Raw genomic sequence first — 16,327 nt, 5'->3', positions numbered from 1 at the left:
ACGCATTTGGCATGGCGAGGCTTCGGCGATTCGCCTGCCCTCAGGCATTGGACGGGTTAGACACATGGCAAGAAGCACGTCGCCGGCAATGGATGGCCGTCCGGATCGGTTCTCCTTCTCGGCATTCATGCTGCGGCAGATCCAGGCACTCATCGGCTTTGCGATCTTTCTGCTGCTGGCTTTCTCAGTTGCGGCGCTGGCGACGTGGAATGTCGCCGATCCGAGCTATTCCTACGCCACTGCCAACCTGCCGACGAATATTCTCGGCTACAGCGGTGCTGCCTTTGCCGATATCGTCATGCAGTTTCTGGGGCTTGCCAGTGTCGTGGCGATGCTGCCGATCGTGGCCTGGGCGCTGACGATGATCTCCGGTCGTCGCTTCGACCGCATTCCCGCCCGCATCGGCGCCTGGCTTGCCGGCTCCGTGCTTTCCTCCGCCGTCATCGGCTGTTTTCCTCCGCCGCTCACCTGGCCGATCCCGAACGGTATCGGCGGCGTCATCGGCGATATGATTCTGCGTTTTCCCGCACTCTTCGTCGGCGCCTATCCCACAGGGACCTTCGCCATGGTCGTCGGCTGCATTTTTGCCGTGCCGACGGCCTGGATGATGCTCTTCGCATCAGGCCTCGTCGGCCGCAGCGAGACCGAGGACGAAATCGAGGACGATTACGTCGAGACAACAAGCAAGGCGCGGGTGGTCGGAGACGAGGATGAGGAAGAGGACGAATCGCGCTGGGTCGCTTTCAGCGGCGCGATGACGCATGCCTGGTTCATGAGCCAGGGCCGGCTGCGCCGGCTGTTCGGCATGGGACCGCGCAAGCGGCGCCAGGGTGATTTCGAATCGCCCTATGATTTCAACGACGATGAATTCGGCACGCTGAACGAACCGGTCCGCGCCAAAGCGCCGGCCGTTCGCGGCGAGCGCCTCGAGCCGTCGATGGAGCCGCGCTCGGCTTCGCTCCGCCGCGTCGCCGCGCCATCGCTTTCCATCGACGATGAGGATGAGGACGACGATCCGCCCTTCGATACCGACATGCCGCCGCGTCCGGCCGACATTCTGCCTGACGACGATGATGACGACTGGATGATCCGTGCGCCGGCAAAAGCCGCCGCCAAGCCGGAGCCTCGCGTCGTCCCGGCGATCACGCGTCCGAAGCCCGGCGCGCGTGTCGAGCGGGAAGCGCAGGGCTCGTTCATTCGTCCCGAGGGCTTCCAGCTTCCCTCCATGCATTTGCTCGCCGAGCCCAGGAACGTGGTGCGCGATTCGACACTGTCGGCCGATGCGCTTGAGCAGAATGCCCGCATGCTCGAAGGCGTGCTCGAGGATTTCGGCGTCAAGGGCGAAATCATTCATGTCCGTCCCGGCCCCGTCGTCACGCTGTACGAACTGGAGCCGGCGCCCGGCATCAAATCGTCGCGCGTCATCGGCCTTGCCGACGATATCGCCCGTTCGATGAGCGCCATTGCCGCCCGCGTCGCCGTCGTGCCGGGCCGCAATGCGATCGGTATCGAACTCCCGAACCAGACACGCGAGACCGTCTATCTCCGCGAACTGATCGCGTCGCGGGATTTCGACGGCAGCAAGGCCAAGCTCGCCATGGCGCTCGGCAAGACGATCGGCGGCGAAGCCGTCATCGCCGACCTCGCCAAGATGCCGCACCTGCTCGTCGCCGGCACCACCGGTTCGGGCAAATCGGTCGCCATCAACACGATGATCCTGTCGCTGCTCTACCGCATGACGCCGGAACAGTGCCGGCTGATCATGATCGACCCGAAGATGCTCGAACTCTCCGTCTATGACGGCATTCCGCATCTGCTTTCGCCTGTTGTCACCGATCCGAAGAAGGCTGTCGTCGCGCTGAAATGGACGGTGCGCGAGATGGAAGAGCGCTACAAGAAGATGTCGAAGATCGGCGTGCGCAACATCGACGGCTTCAACACGCGCGTCGAACAGGCCTTGTCGAAGGGTGAGGTGATCTCGCGCACGGTGCAGACCGGCTTCGACCGCCATACCGGCGAAGCCATGTACGAGACCGAGGAATTCGATCTGAAGCCGATGCCCTATATCGTCGTCATCATCGACGAAATGGCCGATCTGATGATGGTCGCCGGCAAGGATATCGAAGGCGCGGTCCAACGCCTGGCGCAAATGGCGCGTGCGGCCGGCATCCACGTGATCATGGCGACCCAGCGCCCTTCGGTCGACGTCATCACCGGCACGATCAAGGCGAACTTCCCGACCCGCATCTCCTTCCAGGTCACCTCGAAGATCGACAGCCGCACGATTCTCGGCGAGCAGGGCGCCGAACAGCTGCTCGGCATGGGCGACATGCTCTACATGGCGGGCGGCGGGCGCATCCAGCGCGTCCACGGCCCGTTCGTTTCTGATGTCGAGGTGGAAGAGATCGTCTCCTACCTGAAGACGCAGGGCTCGCCGCAATATCTCGATGCGATCACCGCCGATGACGACGAGGACGGCGATTATGGCGGCGGCGGCCCGGCCGGCACGTCGAACCTTTCGGATTCGGAAGATCCCTATGATCAGGCCGTCGCCATCGTGCTGCGCGACGGCAAGGCTTCGACCTCTTACGTCCAACGCCGACTTGGTATCGGCTATAATAGAGCCGCCTCGCTGATCGAGCGCATGGAGAAGGAAGGCATCATCGGGCCGGCCAACCATGCCGGCAAAAGAGAAATCCTCGTTCCGACCGAGGGCGACATCCTCGACCGCTGAGACAAGCGCCATATATTTCTGATGTGACCGCTTTGGCGGAAACGTAACGGCATCAACGCCGTTGCTTTTCGCGCGCCGATCGCAACGCCTTGAAGACGCCGCCTTTCAGCGGCATGCAGATCGCATTAAGGAGATTTAGATGCGTAACTCCGATTCCTTCCTCTCCGGCCTGGCGATGACGCGCCGCGATCTTCTCGGCGCTTTCGCCGTCGCTGCTATGGCGAGCGCCGTTCCTCTCAGCGCCATCGCGCAGGCGGCAGCGCCCGCCTCCGGCACGGCGCAGGCAATCGCCGATCATTTCTCCGGCGTCACGACGATGCAGGGCGAATTCGTCCAGTTCGGTCCGCGCGGCGAACAAACCGGCGGCAAGTTCTTCATCCAGCGTCCCGGCAAGCTGCGTTTCAACTACGACGACCCGTCGCCGATGCGGGTGATAGCCGACGGCAAGAATGTCGCCATCGGCAATATGAAGCTCAAGACCTGGGATCTCTATCCGCTCTCGAAGACTCCGCTCAGCCTGCTCCTGGCGCAGCATATCGACCTTTCGGCCGGCATGGTGAAGGGCGTGAAGGAGGAGTCGGACCTGACGACGATCGCGCTCGGCAACAATACAGTGTTCGGAAACTCGACAATCACCATGATGTTCGATCCGAAGACCTATGATCTGCGCCAGTGGACGATCACCGACAACCAGGGCAAGGATACGTCGGTGATGATCTTCAACGTGAAGACGGGCGTGCAGTTCGACGACCGCGTCTTCCGGGTGCCCTACGAGAGCATTCCCGGCACGGCAGCTTCACGCGACTAAGGGTTTTCGATTGATCGCCTGAAGCCTTTGCACGCTGCCAGTTTCCTCCTGCGTGCCTTTGTTCTAAAGCCCTTCCATGAAAGTGTGAAAGGGCTTGGGCATGGGTTTTTCGATTACGACTTGGAACATCAATTCGGTGCGGCTGCGCATGCCGCTCGTCGAGCAGCTCGTGCTCAAACAGAGGCCTGACATTCTCTGCCTGCAGGAGACCAAGGTGCCGAACGAGCTCTTCCCGGCAGCACCTTTGCGGGCGATGGGCTACGATCACATCATCATCCATGGCCAGAAGGGCTATCACGGGGTCGCAATCGCCTCGCGCATTCCGCTGACGGAGGATCACCGGCAGGATTATTGCGGCGTCGGCGATGCCCGCCACATATCGGCGGTGTTCGAACGCGGCAATCGTCGTGTCCGGCTGCACAATTTCTACGTCCCGGCCGGCGGCGACGAGCCGGATCGCACCATCAATCCGAAATTTGGCCACAAGCTCGATTTCATCGAGGAGATGAAGCTGTTGAAAGCCAATGGCGAGGCCAATACCTCCGCCATCCTCGTCGGCGACCTCAATATCGCGCCGCTGGAGCACGATGTCTGGTCGCACAAGCAGCTGCTGAAGATCGTCAGCCATACGCCTGTTGAAACCGACGGGCTCATCGAGGTGATGAAGCGCGGCGGCTGGCTCGATCTCATGCGCCAGCACGTGCCGGCAAGCGAGAAGCTTTATACCTGGTGGAGCTACCGGGCCAAGGATTGGGAGGCTGCCGATCGTGGCCGTCGCCTCGACCACATCTGGTCCTCATCCGATCTCGGGCCGCATCTCCAGCGGATCGAGATCCTGAAGGAAGCGCGCGGCTGGGACCGGCCGTCGGATCATGTGCCGGTCACGGCGCATTTCGACTTCTGATGCAGTGGCTTCTTCAGCAGTTCGAAGACACCCAGAAGCTGGCCGAGACGCTCGACCAGCTCGGTATCTCGTATACATGGCACAAAGTCGTCCCGTTCGTCGGCGAGCTCATCCCCGAGCCGGTCGTCCCGGATCCCGGCTCCGTGGTGATGTTCGGCTCCTATTCACTGTGGAAGAACGCCGAGGCGAACGGCTACTGGCCGGGCGTGTTCAAGCTCCGTCCGTTCGTCCAGGAAAAGGCGTGGCATCCCTATCTCCTGAACGGAGCCGACGCGCTGTTCCTGACGCTCCGAGACATCCCGAGGCGCCTGGCCGATGATGGGAGGGAATGGTTCCTGCGCCCCGTCGACGACAGCAAGGAAGAGCCCGGCACCGTGAAATCGACGGGCGAGATCGTCCGGATGGCGGAGCGTGTGCTTGCGCTTGACGAAGAGGAAATCCCGGCAGGATCGCTTCGCCATGACACGCTGCTGATGCTCACCAAGCCTGTGCGCATCCTGCGTGAATGGCGTCTCTGGGCCGTCAATGATCGGATTGTCACCTATTCGCTCTACAAGGATGGTTCACGTGTCACCCACCGTTACGAGATCGATGACGATGTGCTGGAGTTCGGGCAGCGCATGGTGGACATCAACCCCGGCTACTCGCCGGCCTATGTCATCGATGTCTGCCGTACCGAAGAGGGACTGAGGCTGCTCGAAACGAACTGCATCAATGCCGCCGGGTTCTACGCTTCAGATCTCGTGAAGCTTGCGGCGGCGATCGACGGCCTCGGCCGCGGCTGAGCTTACGCTCCTGGGCTGCGCTCCATCATTGCCCGGCGCTCTGGCAAGATTCAGCTGAATCGATGGAACTGGCTTGCCGCCTTGGCTGCAAGTTCGGCGAGATTGTCGCGGATGCGGTTTTCGATCAGGCGGGCCGCATCGGGATATTCCTCGAGTAGCCGATGGAAGAGGGCGCGGGTGATGCGGATGATGCTTGTGTCTTCACGCGCGATCGCGGTGAACTTGCGCTCCACCAGGGTGACCAGCGCCAGCTCCGAAATCAGTGTTCCCGGTCCGGCGACAGCCTCCGCCCGCTGCATGCCGTCGCTGCTCGTCGTGCTGAGTTCCAGGCTGCCGCTCAAGACGACGTAGGCGCTCTCGGCCGGGGAGCCTTGGCGGAACAGCATCTGGCCGGCGGCGATCATGCGCCGGTCGGCGCCGAAGGCGATCAACCGCAACTGGTCCTCGCTCATGTCCTTGAACAGCGGAAGCTGGGAAAGCAGATGAATGTCGTCGGTCAGCGCCATGTCGGCTTTTCGCCTTAGAGCAATTCCAACAGAAGCGCCTGGCGGTTTTGCCAGGAAAAGCGTGAAACGCTTTTGCTGGGAGCTACGTGAAAACAAAGAGTTAGAGCATCTCTGGAGAAAACGGAATGCTCTAGGGTATGATCTTGTAGCCGCCGTTTTCCGTCACCAGAATTTCGGCGTTGGAGGGATCGCGCTCGATCTTCTGGCGCAGCCGGTACACATGGGTTTCCAGCGTGTGCGTGGTTACACCGGAATTGTAGCCCCAGACCTCTTCAAGAAGCACGTCACGGGTGACGACCTTCTGTTCGGCGCGGTAGAGATAGCGGATGATCGCCGCTTCCTTTTCCGTCAGGCGGATCTTCTGGCCATTGTCGGTGGTGAGCAGTTTCTGGCTTGGCTTGAAGAGGTAAGGACCGACGGTAAAGGTCGCGTCTTCGCTCTGCTCGTGCTGGCGCAATTGCACGCGAATGCGCGCCAGCAGCACAGCGAAGCGGAAGGGCTTGGTGACATAATCGTTGGCGCCTGCTTCAAGGCCGAGGATCGTGTCCGAATCGGTATCGTGACCGGTGAGCATGATGATCGGCGCCTTGAAGCCGCCCTTGCGCAGGAGCTTCACCGCTTCGCGGCCGTCCATATCGGGCAGGCCGACATCCATGATCAAGAGGTCGACCGGCGTCGAACGGGCGGTCGCAACACCTTTGCCGGCGTTGGCTTCCTGCAGAACCGTGAATTCCTCATAAAGCGACAATTGCTCCGTCAGGGTCTGACGAAGGTCCTCGTCGTCATCCACCAGAAGAATGGTGCGTGCGGTCATGCCGTTGCGTCCTCAAAGTTAAGTCCCCTAGTCCTACGCCAAATTGCAGCTTTGGCAAGGATCGGCCGGCGGTGCTGTTGCCGCGCAGCTTTTCATATGATTTCAATCAACGCCTCAGGCAATGCAAGACATGCGAGAAAAATGGAAAAAGCAAGGCGGAGCCGGGGCATGCGGCCATCGACGATCGTGGTGCGCCCCGCGCCAGGGAAGAAGAGCCGCGCCATCGTCCGATTCGGCGCAATCACCATCCCTGCCGCGATCGGCCGTTCGGGCCGGACCATCCTCAAACGCGAGGGCGACGGCGCCACGCCGATCGCGGCAATGCGGCTGATTACCGGTTTCCGGCGCGGTGAACGGAACGGTCAGCTCATCACCTCGCTCCCCATTCGCCGCATCCGCGCAGACATGCTCTGGTGCGACCAGCCCGGCAACGCCAACTACAATCGCCTTGTGCGGGCGCCATTCGGCGCAAGTCATGAGGAGATGCGGCGTAGTGACGGCCTCTACGATATCTGCCTTGTCATGGACTGGAACATTTCCTCGCGGCTGCGCAACCGCGGTTCGGCGATCTTCTTCCATCTCATCAGGCCTGGCTACGAGCCGACGGCCGGCTGCGTAGCCGTAAGCCTGCATGACATGCGCCGCCTTCTGCCCCACCTTCGAAAGGGAACGATTGTCCGGGTCCTCTGATTGTCTTCAGGATGCCGGCACCTATATGGTTCCGGTGACCGAACGCTCCGGCTGAAATGCGTTCCGGGACGTCCGCAGGTGCGGGCGCAATCCATGCCTCGTCCAATTCTTCAAACTCCCGGAGATATATTGTGACCGCTCAACCCATCATCACTTTCCATGACGGACATTCCGTTCCCCAGGTCGGTCTCGGCGTCTGGCAGACGCCGCAGGAGATTGCCGCGCCGACGGTACGCACTGCCATTGCCGCCGGCTATCGGCATATCGATACGGCTTCGGGTTACGACAATGAAGAGGGTGTTGGCGAAGGCATCCGCTCGTCCGGCCTCGACCGAAAGGATATCTTCGTCACCACCAAACTCAGGAATACCGACCAGGGCTACGACAATGCGTTGCGCGCCTTCGACGGCAGCCTCAAGAAGCTCGGCTCCGACTATGTCGACCTCTATCTCATTCACTGGCCGTCGCCGCATCGCGGCCTCTACACCGAGACCTGGAAAGCGTTCGTGCGCATCCGCGAAGAGGGCCGCGCCCGCTCGATCGGCGTGTCGAACTTCTATCCCGAACATCTCGAGCGCATCATCGGCGAGACCGGCGTCGTTCCGGTGATCAACCAGATCGAACTGCATCCCGACTTTCAGCAGAAGGCGGCGCAGGAGGTTCACAAGAAACTGAATATCGCCACCGAATCGTGGAGTCCGCTCGGTCAGGGCAAATTCATCTCGAACAAGGTCATCGGCGAGATTGCCAAGAAACATCGGAAGACACCGGCCCAGGTGATCATCCGCTGGCATATCGATACCGGCCCCGTCGTCATCCCGAAGTCGGTCACGCCGTCGCGCATCGAGGAGAACTTCCAGGTGTTCGACTTCAAGCTCGATGCCGACGACATGGCGGAGATTGCCAAGCTCGACAATGCTGGCGCCCGCATGGGTCCGGATCCGATGACGGCGGCTTTCTGATCGCCGGTTGCGCGAACACCGCCGATCGGCTGTAGGCGCCGCAATGTAAAAGCCGCCCGATGCGCGCAGACGCATCGGGCGGCTTTATCTTTCATTCCGTCGGACGGATCAGTTCCACTCGCGGATATCGACGAAGTGCCCGGCAATTGCGGCGGCGGCGGCCATGGCCGGCGAGACGAGATGCGTGCGGCCCTTGAAACCCTGACGGCCTTCGAAATTTCGGTTCGAGGTCGAGGCGCAACGCTCGCCCGGCTTAAGGCGGTCGTCGTTCATGGCAAGGCACATGGAGCAACCCGGCTCGCGCCAGTCAAAACCGGCAGCCTTGAAGATCTTGTCGAGGCCTTCGGCTTCCGCCTGTTCCTTGACGAGGCCGGAGCCGGGGACGATCATCGCGTTGACGGTCGAGGCGACGGTCTTGCCCTCGACGACCTTGGCAGCGGCGCGAAGGTCTTCGATGCGGCCGTTGGTGCACGAGCCAATGAAGACGCGATCGACAGCGATGTCGGTCATCTTCGTGCCCGGCTTCAGGCCCATATAGTCAAGCGCACGCCACTTGGAGGCACGCTTCGTTTCGTCCTGGATTTCATCCGGATTGGGTACGATGCCCTGGACGGAGACGACGTCCTCAGGGGAAGACCCCCAGGAGACGATCGGCGGCAGTTCGGCGGCGTTCAGTTTGACGACGCGGTCGAAATGAGCGCCTTCGTCTGATTTCAGCGTCTTCCAGTAGGCGATCGCCTGTTCCAGCGCTTCGCCCTTGGGCGCGCGCGGCTTGCCCTTGATATATTCGAAGGTGGTTTCGTCGGGAGCGATGAGGCCGGCGCGGGCGCCGCCTTCGATCGACATGTTGCAGATCGTCATGCGGCCTTCCATCGACAGCGCGCGGATCGCTTCGCCGGCATATTCGATGACGTAGCCGGTGCCGCCTGCGGTGCCGATCTCGCCGATGATGGCAAGAACGATATCCTTGGCGGTGACGCCTGCCGGCAGCTGGCCGTCGACCTGCACCAGCATGTTCTTGGCCTTCTTCTGGATCAGCGTCTGGGTGGCGAGAACGTGCTCGACCTCAGATGTGCCGATGCCGTGGGCGAGCGAGCCGAAGGCGCCATGGGTGGAGGTGTGGCTGTCGCCGCAGACAATCGTCATGCCCGGCAAGGTGAAGCCCTGTTCCGGCCCGATGATGTGGACGATGCCCTGGCGCTTATCGTTCTCGGAATAATATTCGACGTGGAATTCGGCAGCGTTCTTGGCGAGCTGCTCGACCTGGATGCGGCTTTCCTCGTTCTTGATGCCGAGATGGCGGTCGGCCGAAGTCGGAACGTTGTGGTCGACGACGGCGAGCGTCTTTTCAGGGGCGCGAACCTTGCGGCCGGACATGCGCAGGCCTTCGAAAGCCTGCGGCGAGGTGACTTCATGGACCAGGTGGCGGTCGATGTAGAGAAGACAGGTGCCGTCTGCCTGCTCGTCGACCAGGTGGTCGTCCCAGATCTTGTCGTAGAGGGTACGCGGTGCGCTCATGGCGGTAAGTCCGTTTTTGGAAGCTTTGGAAAATCGGAAAAAGCGGATCAGGCTCCGCCGGCCGTCATTCGATCAACGAAGTCGGCTGTTGAGCGCGCCGGAGACGCATGCAAAGAACCGCGCCGGCAGGCGATAATGATCCTGCAGCACGAAGATATGCGCGCCAATGCAACTGAACTTGGATTCCATGGCGCTGGATATAGCGATTTTTGATCGAAACGGCAATTCGAATCGTGAGGCGCGTCCTTTCTGCATCCGAATGGACGCAGGTGTTTAGTGTCGCGGCATCTGCTTCATCTTCTTCTCGATCCGCCGCAGCGCCAGCGACAGTCCGATCGTCAGGATCAGATAGATATAGGTGACGATCGAATAGGTCTCGAAGAAGCGGAAGGAGCCGGAGGCATAGACCTTACCCATCTGCGTAATATCGGCCACGCCGAGCACCGACACGAGAGACGAATCCTTCACCATCGAGACGAAATCGTTGGAGAGCGGCGGGAGGATGACCCGGATCGCCTGCGGGAAGACAACGAGCCGGAACCGGCGGTAGCGCGACAGGCCGAGCGACTTTGCCGCCTCGATCTGACCGATATCGACCGATTGAAAGCCGGCTCGGAAGACCTCGGCGATGAAGGATGAATAGCCGATCATCAGCGCGATGATGGCCCGCCACATCAGCGATAGGTCGCGCACCAGGATCGGCTCGGCGATACCTGATTTCACCAGGGGCGTGATGATGAAGTTATACGTCGTGACGAAACCGGGCGCACCGACGAAGGCGACGTAGAAGAGCAGCACCAGCATAGGGATGCCGCGGATGATCTCGATGTAGAAGCGGGCGATCTGGCGCAGCACGATGCTGTCCGCCAGCCCGAGCAGCGCGATGCCGAGACCAAGCACGGTTGCCAGCGCAAAGGCGACGAGCGTCACGAACACGGTGACGCCGACGCCATTCACCACGGTCCGGAAGACCTGGGTGTAAATGTCATTGGTGATGATGACGACGGCGAGAACGATGCCGATCAGGACAAGGACGGCCAGCCACCAGGGACGGTCGTCCTTCTCGTGTCGCGGGGATGGTTGTGGCGCCATCTGCGATCGCTCGGCGGATTATTCGCCCATCTTGTAGTCGAGGAACCATTTCTTGTTCAGTGCGTCGAAGGTGCCGTCAGCCTTCAGCGCTGCGATCGCGGCGTTGATGGGAGCGACGAGATCGGAACCCTTCGGGAAGATGAAGCCGAAGTCCTCGGTGCCGAGCGGCTCTCCGACCACCTTGAGGGCGCCGTTCGAAGAATCGACATAGCCCTTGGCAGCGACGCTGTCGGTGAGGACGAGATCGACGTCGCCTGTTTTCAGGGCTTGCACGGTTGCGCCGAATGTTTCGAAAAGCTTGATGCGCGGGTTCTGTTCGTTGCCGTCGAGGATTTCATAGACGGCTGTGTAGAAAGGCGAGGTGCCGGGCTGGGCGCCGATCAGGCCTTCCTTGAATTCACCAAAGGACTTGGCGTCGGTGAAGCGCTTCTCGTCGCCGCGCACCAGCATGAATTGCTGCGAGCGCATATAAGGATCGGAGAAATCCACCTTCTGCTTGCGGTCGTCCTTGATCGTGATGCCGGTCATGCCGATGTTGTACTGGCCGTCGGAAACCGCCTGGATCATCGCGTCCCAGCTGGTGTTCTGGTACTCGACCTTGAAATTCAGCCGCTTGGCGATCTCGTTCATCGCATCATATTCCCAGCCGATCGCCTTGCCGGATTTCGGGTCGACGAACTGCAGCGGCGGATAGGCATTCTCGGTGACGACGACGACGGTCTTGCCGCCAAGATCCGGCAGTTCGGCGGCCGATGCGGCAAGCGGCAGAAGAGCAAGGGCGGCAAAGCCAGCAAGAACGGTGCGGCGAAACAACATTGAACGGTTCCCTCAAATGAACGGCAAAAACTGTCACGGAAGATGGGTGTGAGGCAAGGCCGCCGGCTGCGTGGCGAAGCAAAAAATAGAAAAGGCGACCCGAAGGCCGCCTTTCCAGGAATAGAATTTTGCGCAGATCTTATTCTGCTGCCGGTTCCGCTGCGGCGGCTGCTTCAGCAGCGGCCTTGGCTTCGGCAGCTTCTGCTGCTGCCTTTTCGGCGGCGAGCGCCTGGGCGGCTGCAACCTTCTCGGCTTCGATACGGGCCTTCTCCTCGGCGACAGCAGCGCGTTCGGCGTCGTTGAGCTTGCGGGCGCGAACGCCGGTGTCTTCGACGATACGAGCGGACTTGCCGCGACGGTCGCGGAGGTAATAGAGCTTGGCGCGACGGACCTTACCGCGACGAACGACGTCGACGCTTTCGATCAGCGGCGAGTAGACCGGGAATACGCGCTCGACGCCTTCTCCGTAGGAGATCTTGCGGACCGTGAAGTTTTCCTGCAGGCCGCCGCCGGAGCGGGCGATGCAGACGCCTTCATAGGCCTGAACGCGGGTACGGTTGCCTTCCGTAACCTTCACGTTGACGCGGACGGTGTCGCCCGGGGAGAACTCGGGGAGGGTGCGCTTGGCTTCGATCTTGGCGGCCTGTTCGGCCTCAAGCTGCTGGATGATGTTCATCGTCTTAACCTTTGGTTCTTCTGAAACAGCCAGAGCGCTCGACACTGATCCTTTGGGTTAGCCTCAGGATTTTGCCCTTGCGGGCGGGAGCGGATTCGCCATTCTTTGTTTGCTGCCAGACGGGGCTAACCCCATTTCCGCGTGCGCCAATACACGAAAGGCCGGGGCTTGTCATCCCTCGCACGACATTTTTGTGAAAAGGCCGGCGAAATCAGCCGTTTTTCTCGGTTTTAACGCTATCGAGCAAGTCCGGCCGCCGTTCCCGCGTCAGTCGCACCGCTTCCTGGTGGCGCCATTTCTCGATGGCCCCGTGGTTGCCGGACGTCAAGACGGAGGGAATTTCCCGGCCTTCCCACTCTTGGGGGCGGGTATAATGGGGATGTTCCAGCAGGCCGCCCTCGAAGCTTTCGTGCAGGCCGGAAAGATCGTTGCCCATAACGCCGGGCAGGATGCGGATGATCGCATCAAGCAGAACCAGCGCCGCCGGTTCGCCACCCGACAGCACGTAATCGCCGATCGAGACCTCTTCCAATCCGCGTGCCTCGATCACCCGCTGGTCGACGCCCTCGAAGCGACCGCAGACGATGATGACACCGTCACCCGCCGCAAGCTCACGCACGCGCTGCTGAGTCAGCGGCCGCCCGCGCGGGCTCATCAGCAGGCGCGGCCGGGGATCATTCTCACCGCCGCTGTCGATCGCGCGAGCAAGAACGTCTGCCTTCAGCACCATGCCGGCGCCGCCGCCCGCCGGGGTGTCGTCGACGGTGCGGTGTCTATCAGTGGCGAAATCACGTATTTGCACCAGATCCAGCGACCATTGCCCACGCTCCATCGCCTTGCCGGCGAGCGAGAAGCCAAGATGCCCCGGAAACATTTCCGGATAAAGTGTCAGTATGCGTGCCCGGAAAGCCATTACTTCTTCTTTTTCGGCTTGCCCGCAGTGAACTGCGACAGCTCGGGCTCATCGACCAGTCCCGCCGCCAGCGGATCGATCAGCAGCGTACCGGCTTCGAGATCGATTTCCAGCACCGAGGCTTCCGAGAAGGGAATGAGGACCGGGCGCTTGCCCGGGCCCTTGAGCTCCAGGAGATCGCCGGCGCCGAAATCGAATACACCGGTGACCGTCCCGTAGCTGACGCCTTTGTCATCAAGCGCTTCGAGCCCTTCGAGATCGGCATAGTAGAATTCGTCGTCCTCAAGCTCCTCGTCCGGCAGGTTGTCTCGTTCGATATAGAGTTCGAGTCCGTTCAGCGCTTCGGCGGCGTTGCGGTCGTTAATGCCGCGGAAACGGACAACGACGACGTTCTTCATCTCGCGGATTTCGAGGATTTCGAAGCTGCGCCCGTCCATGCTGTGCAGAAGGCCATAATCGCCGAGCGCGGTCGGATCGGCCGTGTAGGCCTTGGCGCGCACCTCGCCCCTGAGGCCCTGTGCGCCGCCGATGGTAGCCATCAAAACCGGGTTTTCAAGCTTTGTCATGGGTTCCTTCATGTGAAGCCGAAAGACAGGTTTCTCATAAACGAAGTGCGGGCGATTGGAAACGAAAACGGGCGGCATGTCGCCATGCCGCCCGCTCGAAAAGGGGATGTCCGGATTATTCCGCGGCGTCAGCAGCAGCTGCTGCGGCGTCGGCGATCTTCTGGGCCTTTTCGGCGGCGCGTTCCTGGGCGCGTTTGCCAGGCTTCGCCTTGATCGGGTTGTTCTTGGCTTCGCGCTTGGCAACGCCGGCTTCGTCGAGGAAGCGCAGGACGCGGTCAGTCGGCTGAGCGCCGTTGTCGAGCCAATGCTTGATGCGCTCGGCGTTCAGCTGAACGCGCTTTTCGTCATCCTTGGCGAGCATCGGGTTCCAGGAGCCGAGATTTTCGAGGAAGCGGCCGTCACGCGGGCTGCGCGCATCGGCGAGAACGACGTGGTAATACGGGCGCTTTTTGGAGCCACCGCGGGCGAGACGAATTTTCAGTGCCATGTTCTTTACTCCTTAGGCTTTTCTAGACCGCTTCGTAAGGCGGTATGGTTATCGGGCTGCGGCGTTCTGTTCAGCGTGGTCCGCAGCGATCTGCTCATGATGCCGGATGACTTCCTTGATGACGAAGTTCAAGAACTTCTCGGCGAAATCCGGGTCCAGATTGGCGGCTTTCGCCAGCTGGCGAAGGCGTTCGATCTGGTATTCCTCGCGCGCCGGATCGGCCGGCGGCAGATTGTATTTGGCCTTCAGCACGCCGACCTCTTTGGTGCAGCGGAAGCGTTCGGCCAGCATATGCACGAGAGCGGCATCGATATTGTCGATCGACTGACGATAGCTCCCGAGCTGGGCTTTGACGTCCGGATCAATCATGGGGCAAGCGATCCTTTCACTTCTTCTTCGGCAATCCGGGCAAACCCGGGAAACCACCGCCAAGACCCGGCAGCTTGGCGCCGCCGAGGCCAGGCAAACCACCCGGCAAGCCGCCGAGACCGGGCATACCCCCACCCGGTTTTCCCAAACCCGCCGCTTCCGCCTGTTTCTGCAGGGCTTCCAGCTGCTTCGGGTCGATATTCGAGAGATCGGGCATGCCGCCCATGCCGCCGAGGCCCCCCAGCCCCATCTTGCCCGCAAGGCCGCCCATCATCTGCTTCATCAGGCCGCCTTTGCCCTTGCCGCCCATCATCTTCATCATATCAGCCATCTGGCGGTGCATCTTCAGAAGCTTGTTGATGTCGGCGGCATCGGTGCCTGAGCCGGCGGCGATTCGCTTCTTGCGCGAATGCTTGAGCAAGTCGGGATTGGCGCGCTCGGCCTTGGTCATCGACTGGATGATGGCGATCTGGCGGCCGAAAAGCTTGTCGTTCAGACCGGCGGCGGCCATCTTGTCCTTCATGCCGGCCATGCCGGGCATCATACCCATGATGCCGCCCATGCCGCCCATCTTCTGCATCTGGCGCAGCTGGTCGGCGAGGTCATCGAGGTCGAACTTACCCTTGGCCATCTTGGCGGCCATCGCGGCCGCCTTCTCAGCGTCGATGTTCTCGGCCGCGCGCTCGACAAGCGAGACGATGTCGCCCATGCCGAGGATGCGGTCGGCGATGCGGCGGGGATGGAATTCCTCGAGCTCGCTCATCTTCTCGCCGACGCCGATCAGCTTGATCGGCTTGCCGGTTACGGCGCGCATCGAAAGGGCAGCACCGCCGCGCCCGTCGCCGTCCATACGGGTCAGCACGAGACCGGTGATGCCGACGCGTTCGTCGAAGTTGCGGGCGAGGTTGACGGCGTCCTGACCGGTGAGGCTGTCGGCGACCAGCAGGATTTCATGCGGATTCGATCGCTTCTTGATGTCGGCCATCTCGACCATCAAGGGCTCGTCGATATGGGTGCGGCCGGCGGTATCGAGGATGACAACGTCGTGGCCGCCGAGCTTGGCCGCCTGCACGGCGCGGGCGGCGATATCGGTCGGCGACTGACCCGTGATGATCGGCAGCGTGTCGATATTGGTCTGGGCGCCGAGCTGACGAAGCTGTTCCTGAGCGGCCGGACGGCGCGTGTCGAGCGACGCCATCAGCACCTTCTTCTTATCGCGCGTCGACAGGCGATTGGCGATCTTGGCGGTCGTCGTCGTCTTGCCCGACCCCTGCAGGCCGACCATCATGACCACGACGGGGGCCGGCGCATGCAGATCGATGCCGACACCTTCGCCGCCCAGCATCTCGATCAGCTCGTCATGCACGATCTTGACGACCATTTGGCCGGGTTTGATCGACTTCAGGATCTCGGCGCCGACTGCCTTTTCACGCACGCGGTCGGTGAAGGAGCGCACGACGTCGAGTGCGACGTCGGCCTCCAGCAACGCGCGGCGAACCTCGCGCAGCGCTGCAGAAACATCGGCTTCCGAAAGCGCGCCACGGCCTGTCAGTCCATTCAGAATGGATCCAAGACGGTCCTGGAGGTTTTCAAACATCGGCTCTTCCTTGATACGTTTCGGGCGGGTTGATCTGCCCGGAAACGTCGTGCTTTTCCTTGACGAAAACAAGACGCAAAGCCAAAAAGC

The 16,327-nt window shown here is 61.4% G+C and carries 17 protein-coding genes; 6 read left to right on the top strand and 11 right to left on the bottom strand.

Annotated elements, in window-relative coordinates; translation table 11 throughout:
- Window positions 1-64: 64 nt before the first annotated feature.
- From NMA58_RS19425 to NMA58_RS19410, 4 genes are all read left to right on the top strand, one after another.
- Entirely contained in the window at window positions 65-2,734 is a 2,670-nt protein-coding gene (locus tag NMA58_RS19425; RefSeq protein WP_434711631.1) for a DNA translocase FtsK 4TM domain-containing protein, read from the top strand.
- 139 nt (window positions 2,735-2,873) lie between these two features.
- Window positions 2,874-3,542, top strand: coding sequence for an outer membrane lipoprotein carrier protein LolA (locus NMA58_RS19420; RefSeq protein ID WP_064805551.1), 669 nt, complete (start codon window positions 2,874-2,876; stop codon window positions 3,540-3,542).
- A gap of 100 nt (window positions 3,543-3,642) precedes the next feature.
- The gene (locus NMA58_RS19415) at window positions 3,643-4,446 is read left to right on the top strand and encodes an exodeoxyribonuclease III (RefSeq protein ID WP_183706499.1); all 804 of its coding nucleotides are present in this window, start codon (window positions 3,643-3,645) and stop codon (window positions 4,444-4,446) included.
- Window positions 4,446-5,231, top strand: coding sequence for an ATP-grasp domain-containing protein (locus NMA58_RS19410; protein WP_434711630.1), 786 nt, complete (start codon window positions 4,446-4,448; stop codon window positions 5,229-5,231). Before NMA58_RS19415 ends, NMA58_RS19410 begins: the two co-directional genes overlap by 1 nt.
- 50 nt (window positions 5,232-5,281) lie before the next feature.
- Here the strand turns inward: NMA58_RS19410 and NMA58_RS19405 are convergent, their stop codons facing one another.
- Together NMA58_RS19405 and NMA58_RS19400 are read right to left on the bottom strand one after the other, a co-directional pair.
- Window positions 5,282-5,737, bottom strand: coding sequence for a cyclic nucleotide-binding domain-containing protein (locus NMA58_RS19405; protein ID WP_011427160.1), 456 nt, complete (start codon window positions 5,735-5,737; stop codon window positions 5,282-5,284).
- Between the two features lie 130 nt (window positions 5,738-5,867).
- Window positions 5,868-6,551: a response regulator transcription factor gene (locus tag NMA58_RS19400; protein WP_011427159.1), complete on the bottom strand. Its 684-nt coding sequence runs from the start codon at window positions 6,549-6,551 to the stop codon at window positions 5,868-5,870.
- 168 nt (window positions 6,552-6,719) lie between these two features.
- Between NMA58_RS19400 and NMA58_RS19395 the strand changes: the two genes are divergently transcribed.
- Window positions 6,720-7,241: a L,D-transpeptidase family protein gene (locus tag NMA58_RS19395; RefSeq protein ID WP_434711629.1), complete on the top strand. Its 522-nt coding sequence runs from the start codon at window positions 6,720-6,722 to the stop codon at window positions 7,239-7,241.
- A gap of 131 nt (window positions 7,242-7,372) precedes the next feature.
- On the top strand, window positions 7,373-8,203 hold the full coding sequence (locus NMA58_RS19390) for an aldo/keto reductase (protein WP_434711628.1): 831 nt from the start codon (window positions 7,373-7,375) through the stop codon (window positions 8,201-8,203).
- A 108-nt stretch (window positions 8,204-8,311) separates the two neighbouring features.
- On the opposite strand, the gene leuC is transcribed toward NMA58_RS19390, so the two are convergent.
- The 9 genes from leuC to ffh all read right to left on the bottom strand — a co-directional run bounded on the left by leuC (window position 8,312) and on the right by ffh (window position 16,237).
- A complete protein-coding gene (gene leuC / locus NMA58_RS19385; RefSeq protein ID WP_183706507.1) occupies window positions 8,312-9,721 on the bottom strand; it encodes a 3-isopropylmalate dehydratase large subunit in 1,410 nt (469 codons plus the stop codon).
- Between the two features lie 273 nt (window positions 9,722-9,994).
- Window positions 9,995-10,813 carry an amino acid ABC transporter permease gene (locus tag NMA58_RS19380; protein WP_085779773.1) on the bottom strand — a complete coding sequence of 273 codons (819 nt, stop codon included), beginning with the start codon at window positions 10,811-10,813 and terminating at the stop codon, window positions 9,995-9,997.
- Between the two features lie 18 nt (window positions 10,814-10,831).
- Window positions 10,832-11,629 (bottom strand): basic amino acid ABC transporter substrate-binding protein, encoded by a 798-nt coding sequence (locus NMA58_RS19375; RefSeq protein ID WP_183706509.1) that lies wholly within the window; start codon window positions 11,627-11,629, stop codon window positions 10,832-10,834.
- Between the two features lie 139 nt (window positions 11,630-11,768).
- The gene (gene rplS / locus NMA58_RS19370; protein ID WP_085779771.1) at window positions 11,769-12,305 is read right to left on the bottom strand and encodes a 50S ribosomal protein L19; all 537 of its coding nucleotides are present in this window, start codon (window positions 12,303-12,305) and stop codon (window positions 11,769-11,771) included.
- 211 nt (window positions 12,306-12,516) lie between these two features.
- Window positions 12,517-13,218 carry a tRNA (guanosine(37)-N1)-methyltransferase TrmD gene (trmD, locus tag NMA58_RS19365; RefSeq protein ID WP_183706511.1) on the bottom strand — a complete coding sequence of 234 codons (702 nt, stop codon included), beginning with the start codon at window positions 13,216-13,218 and terminating at the stop codon, window positions 12,517-12,519.
- On the bottom strand, window positions 13,218-13,784 hold the full coding sequence (rimM, locus tag NMA58_RS19360) for a ribosome maturation factor RimM (protein ID WP_097598324.1): 567 nt from the start codon (window positions 13,782-13,784) through the stop codon (window positions 13,218-13,220). Before rimM ends, trmD begins: the two co-directional genes overlap by 1 nt.
- A gap of 115 nt (window positions 13,785-13,899) precedes the next feature.
- Window positions 13,900-14,271: a 30S ribosomal protein S16 gene (gene rpsP, locus NMA58_RS19355; protein ID WP_097598210.1), complete on the bottom strand. Its 372-nt coding sequence runs from the start codon at window positions 14,269-14,271 to the stop codon at window positions 13,900-13,902.
- A 48-nt stretch (window positions 14,272-14,319) separates the two neighbouring features.
- Entirely contained in the window at window positions 14,320-14,640 is a 321-nt protein-coding gene (locus NMA58_RS19350) for a chorismate mutase (protein WP_085779768.1), read from the bottom strand.
- A gap of 16 nt (window positions 14,641-14,656) precedes the next feature.
- Entirely contained in the window at window positions 14,657-16,237 is a 1,581-nt protein-coding gene (ffh, locus tag NMA58_RS19345) for a signal recognition particle protein (RefSeq protein WP_097598209.1), read from the bottom strand.
- Window positions 16,238-16,327: the final 90 nt, after the last annotated feature.

The sequence above is a fragment of the Rhizobium sp. YTUHZ045 genome (genome assembly GCF_051124255.1).
Taxonomy (GTDB): domain Bacteria; phylum Pseudomonadota; class Alphaproteobacteria; order Rhizobiales; family Rhizobiaceae; genus Rhizobium.
Note: the sequence above shows the minus strand (reverse complement) of the source record. Positions and strands in the feature narration are given on the sequence as shown.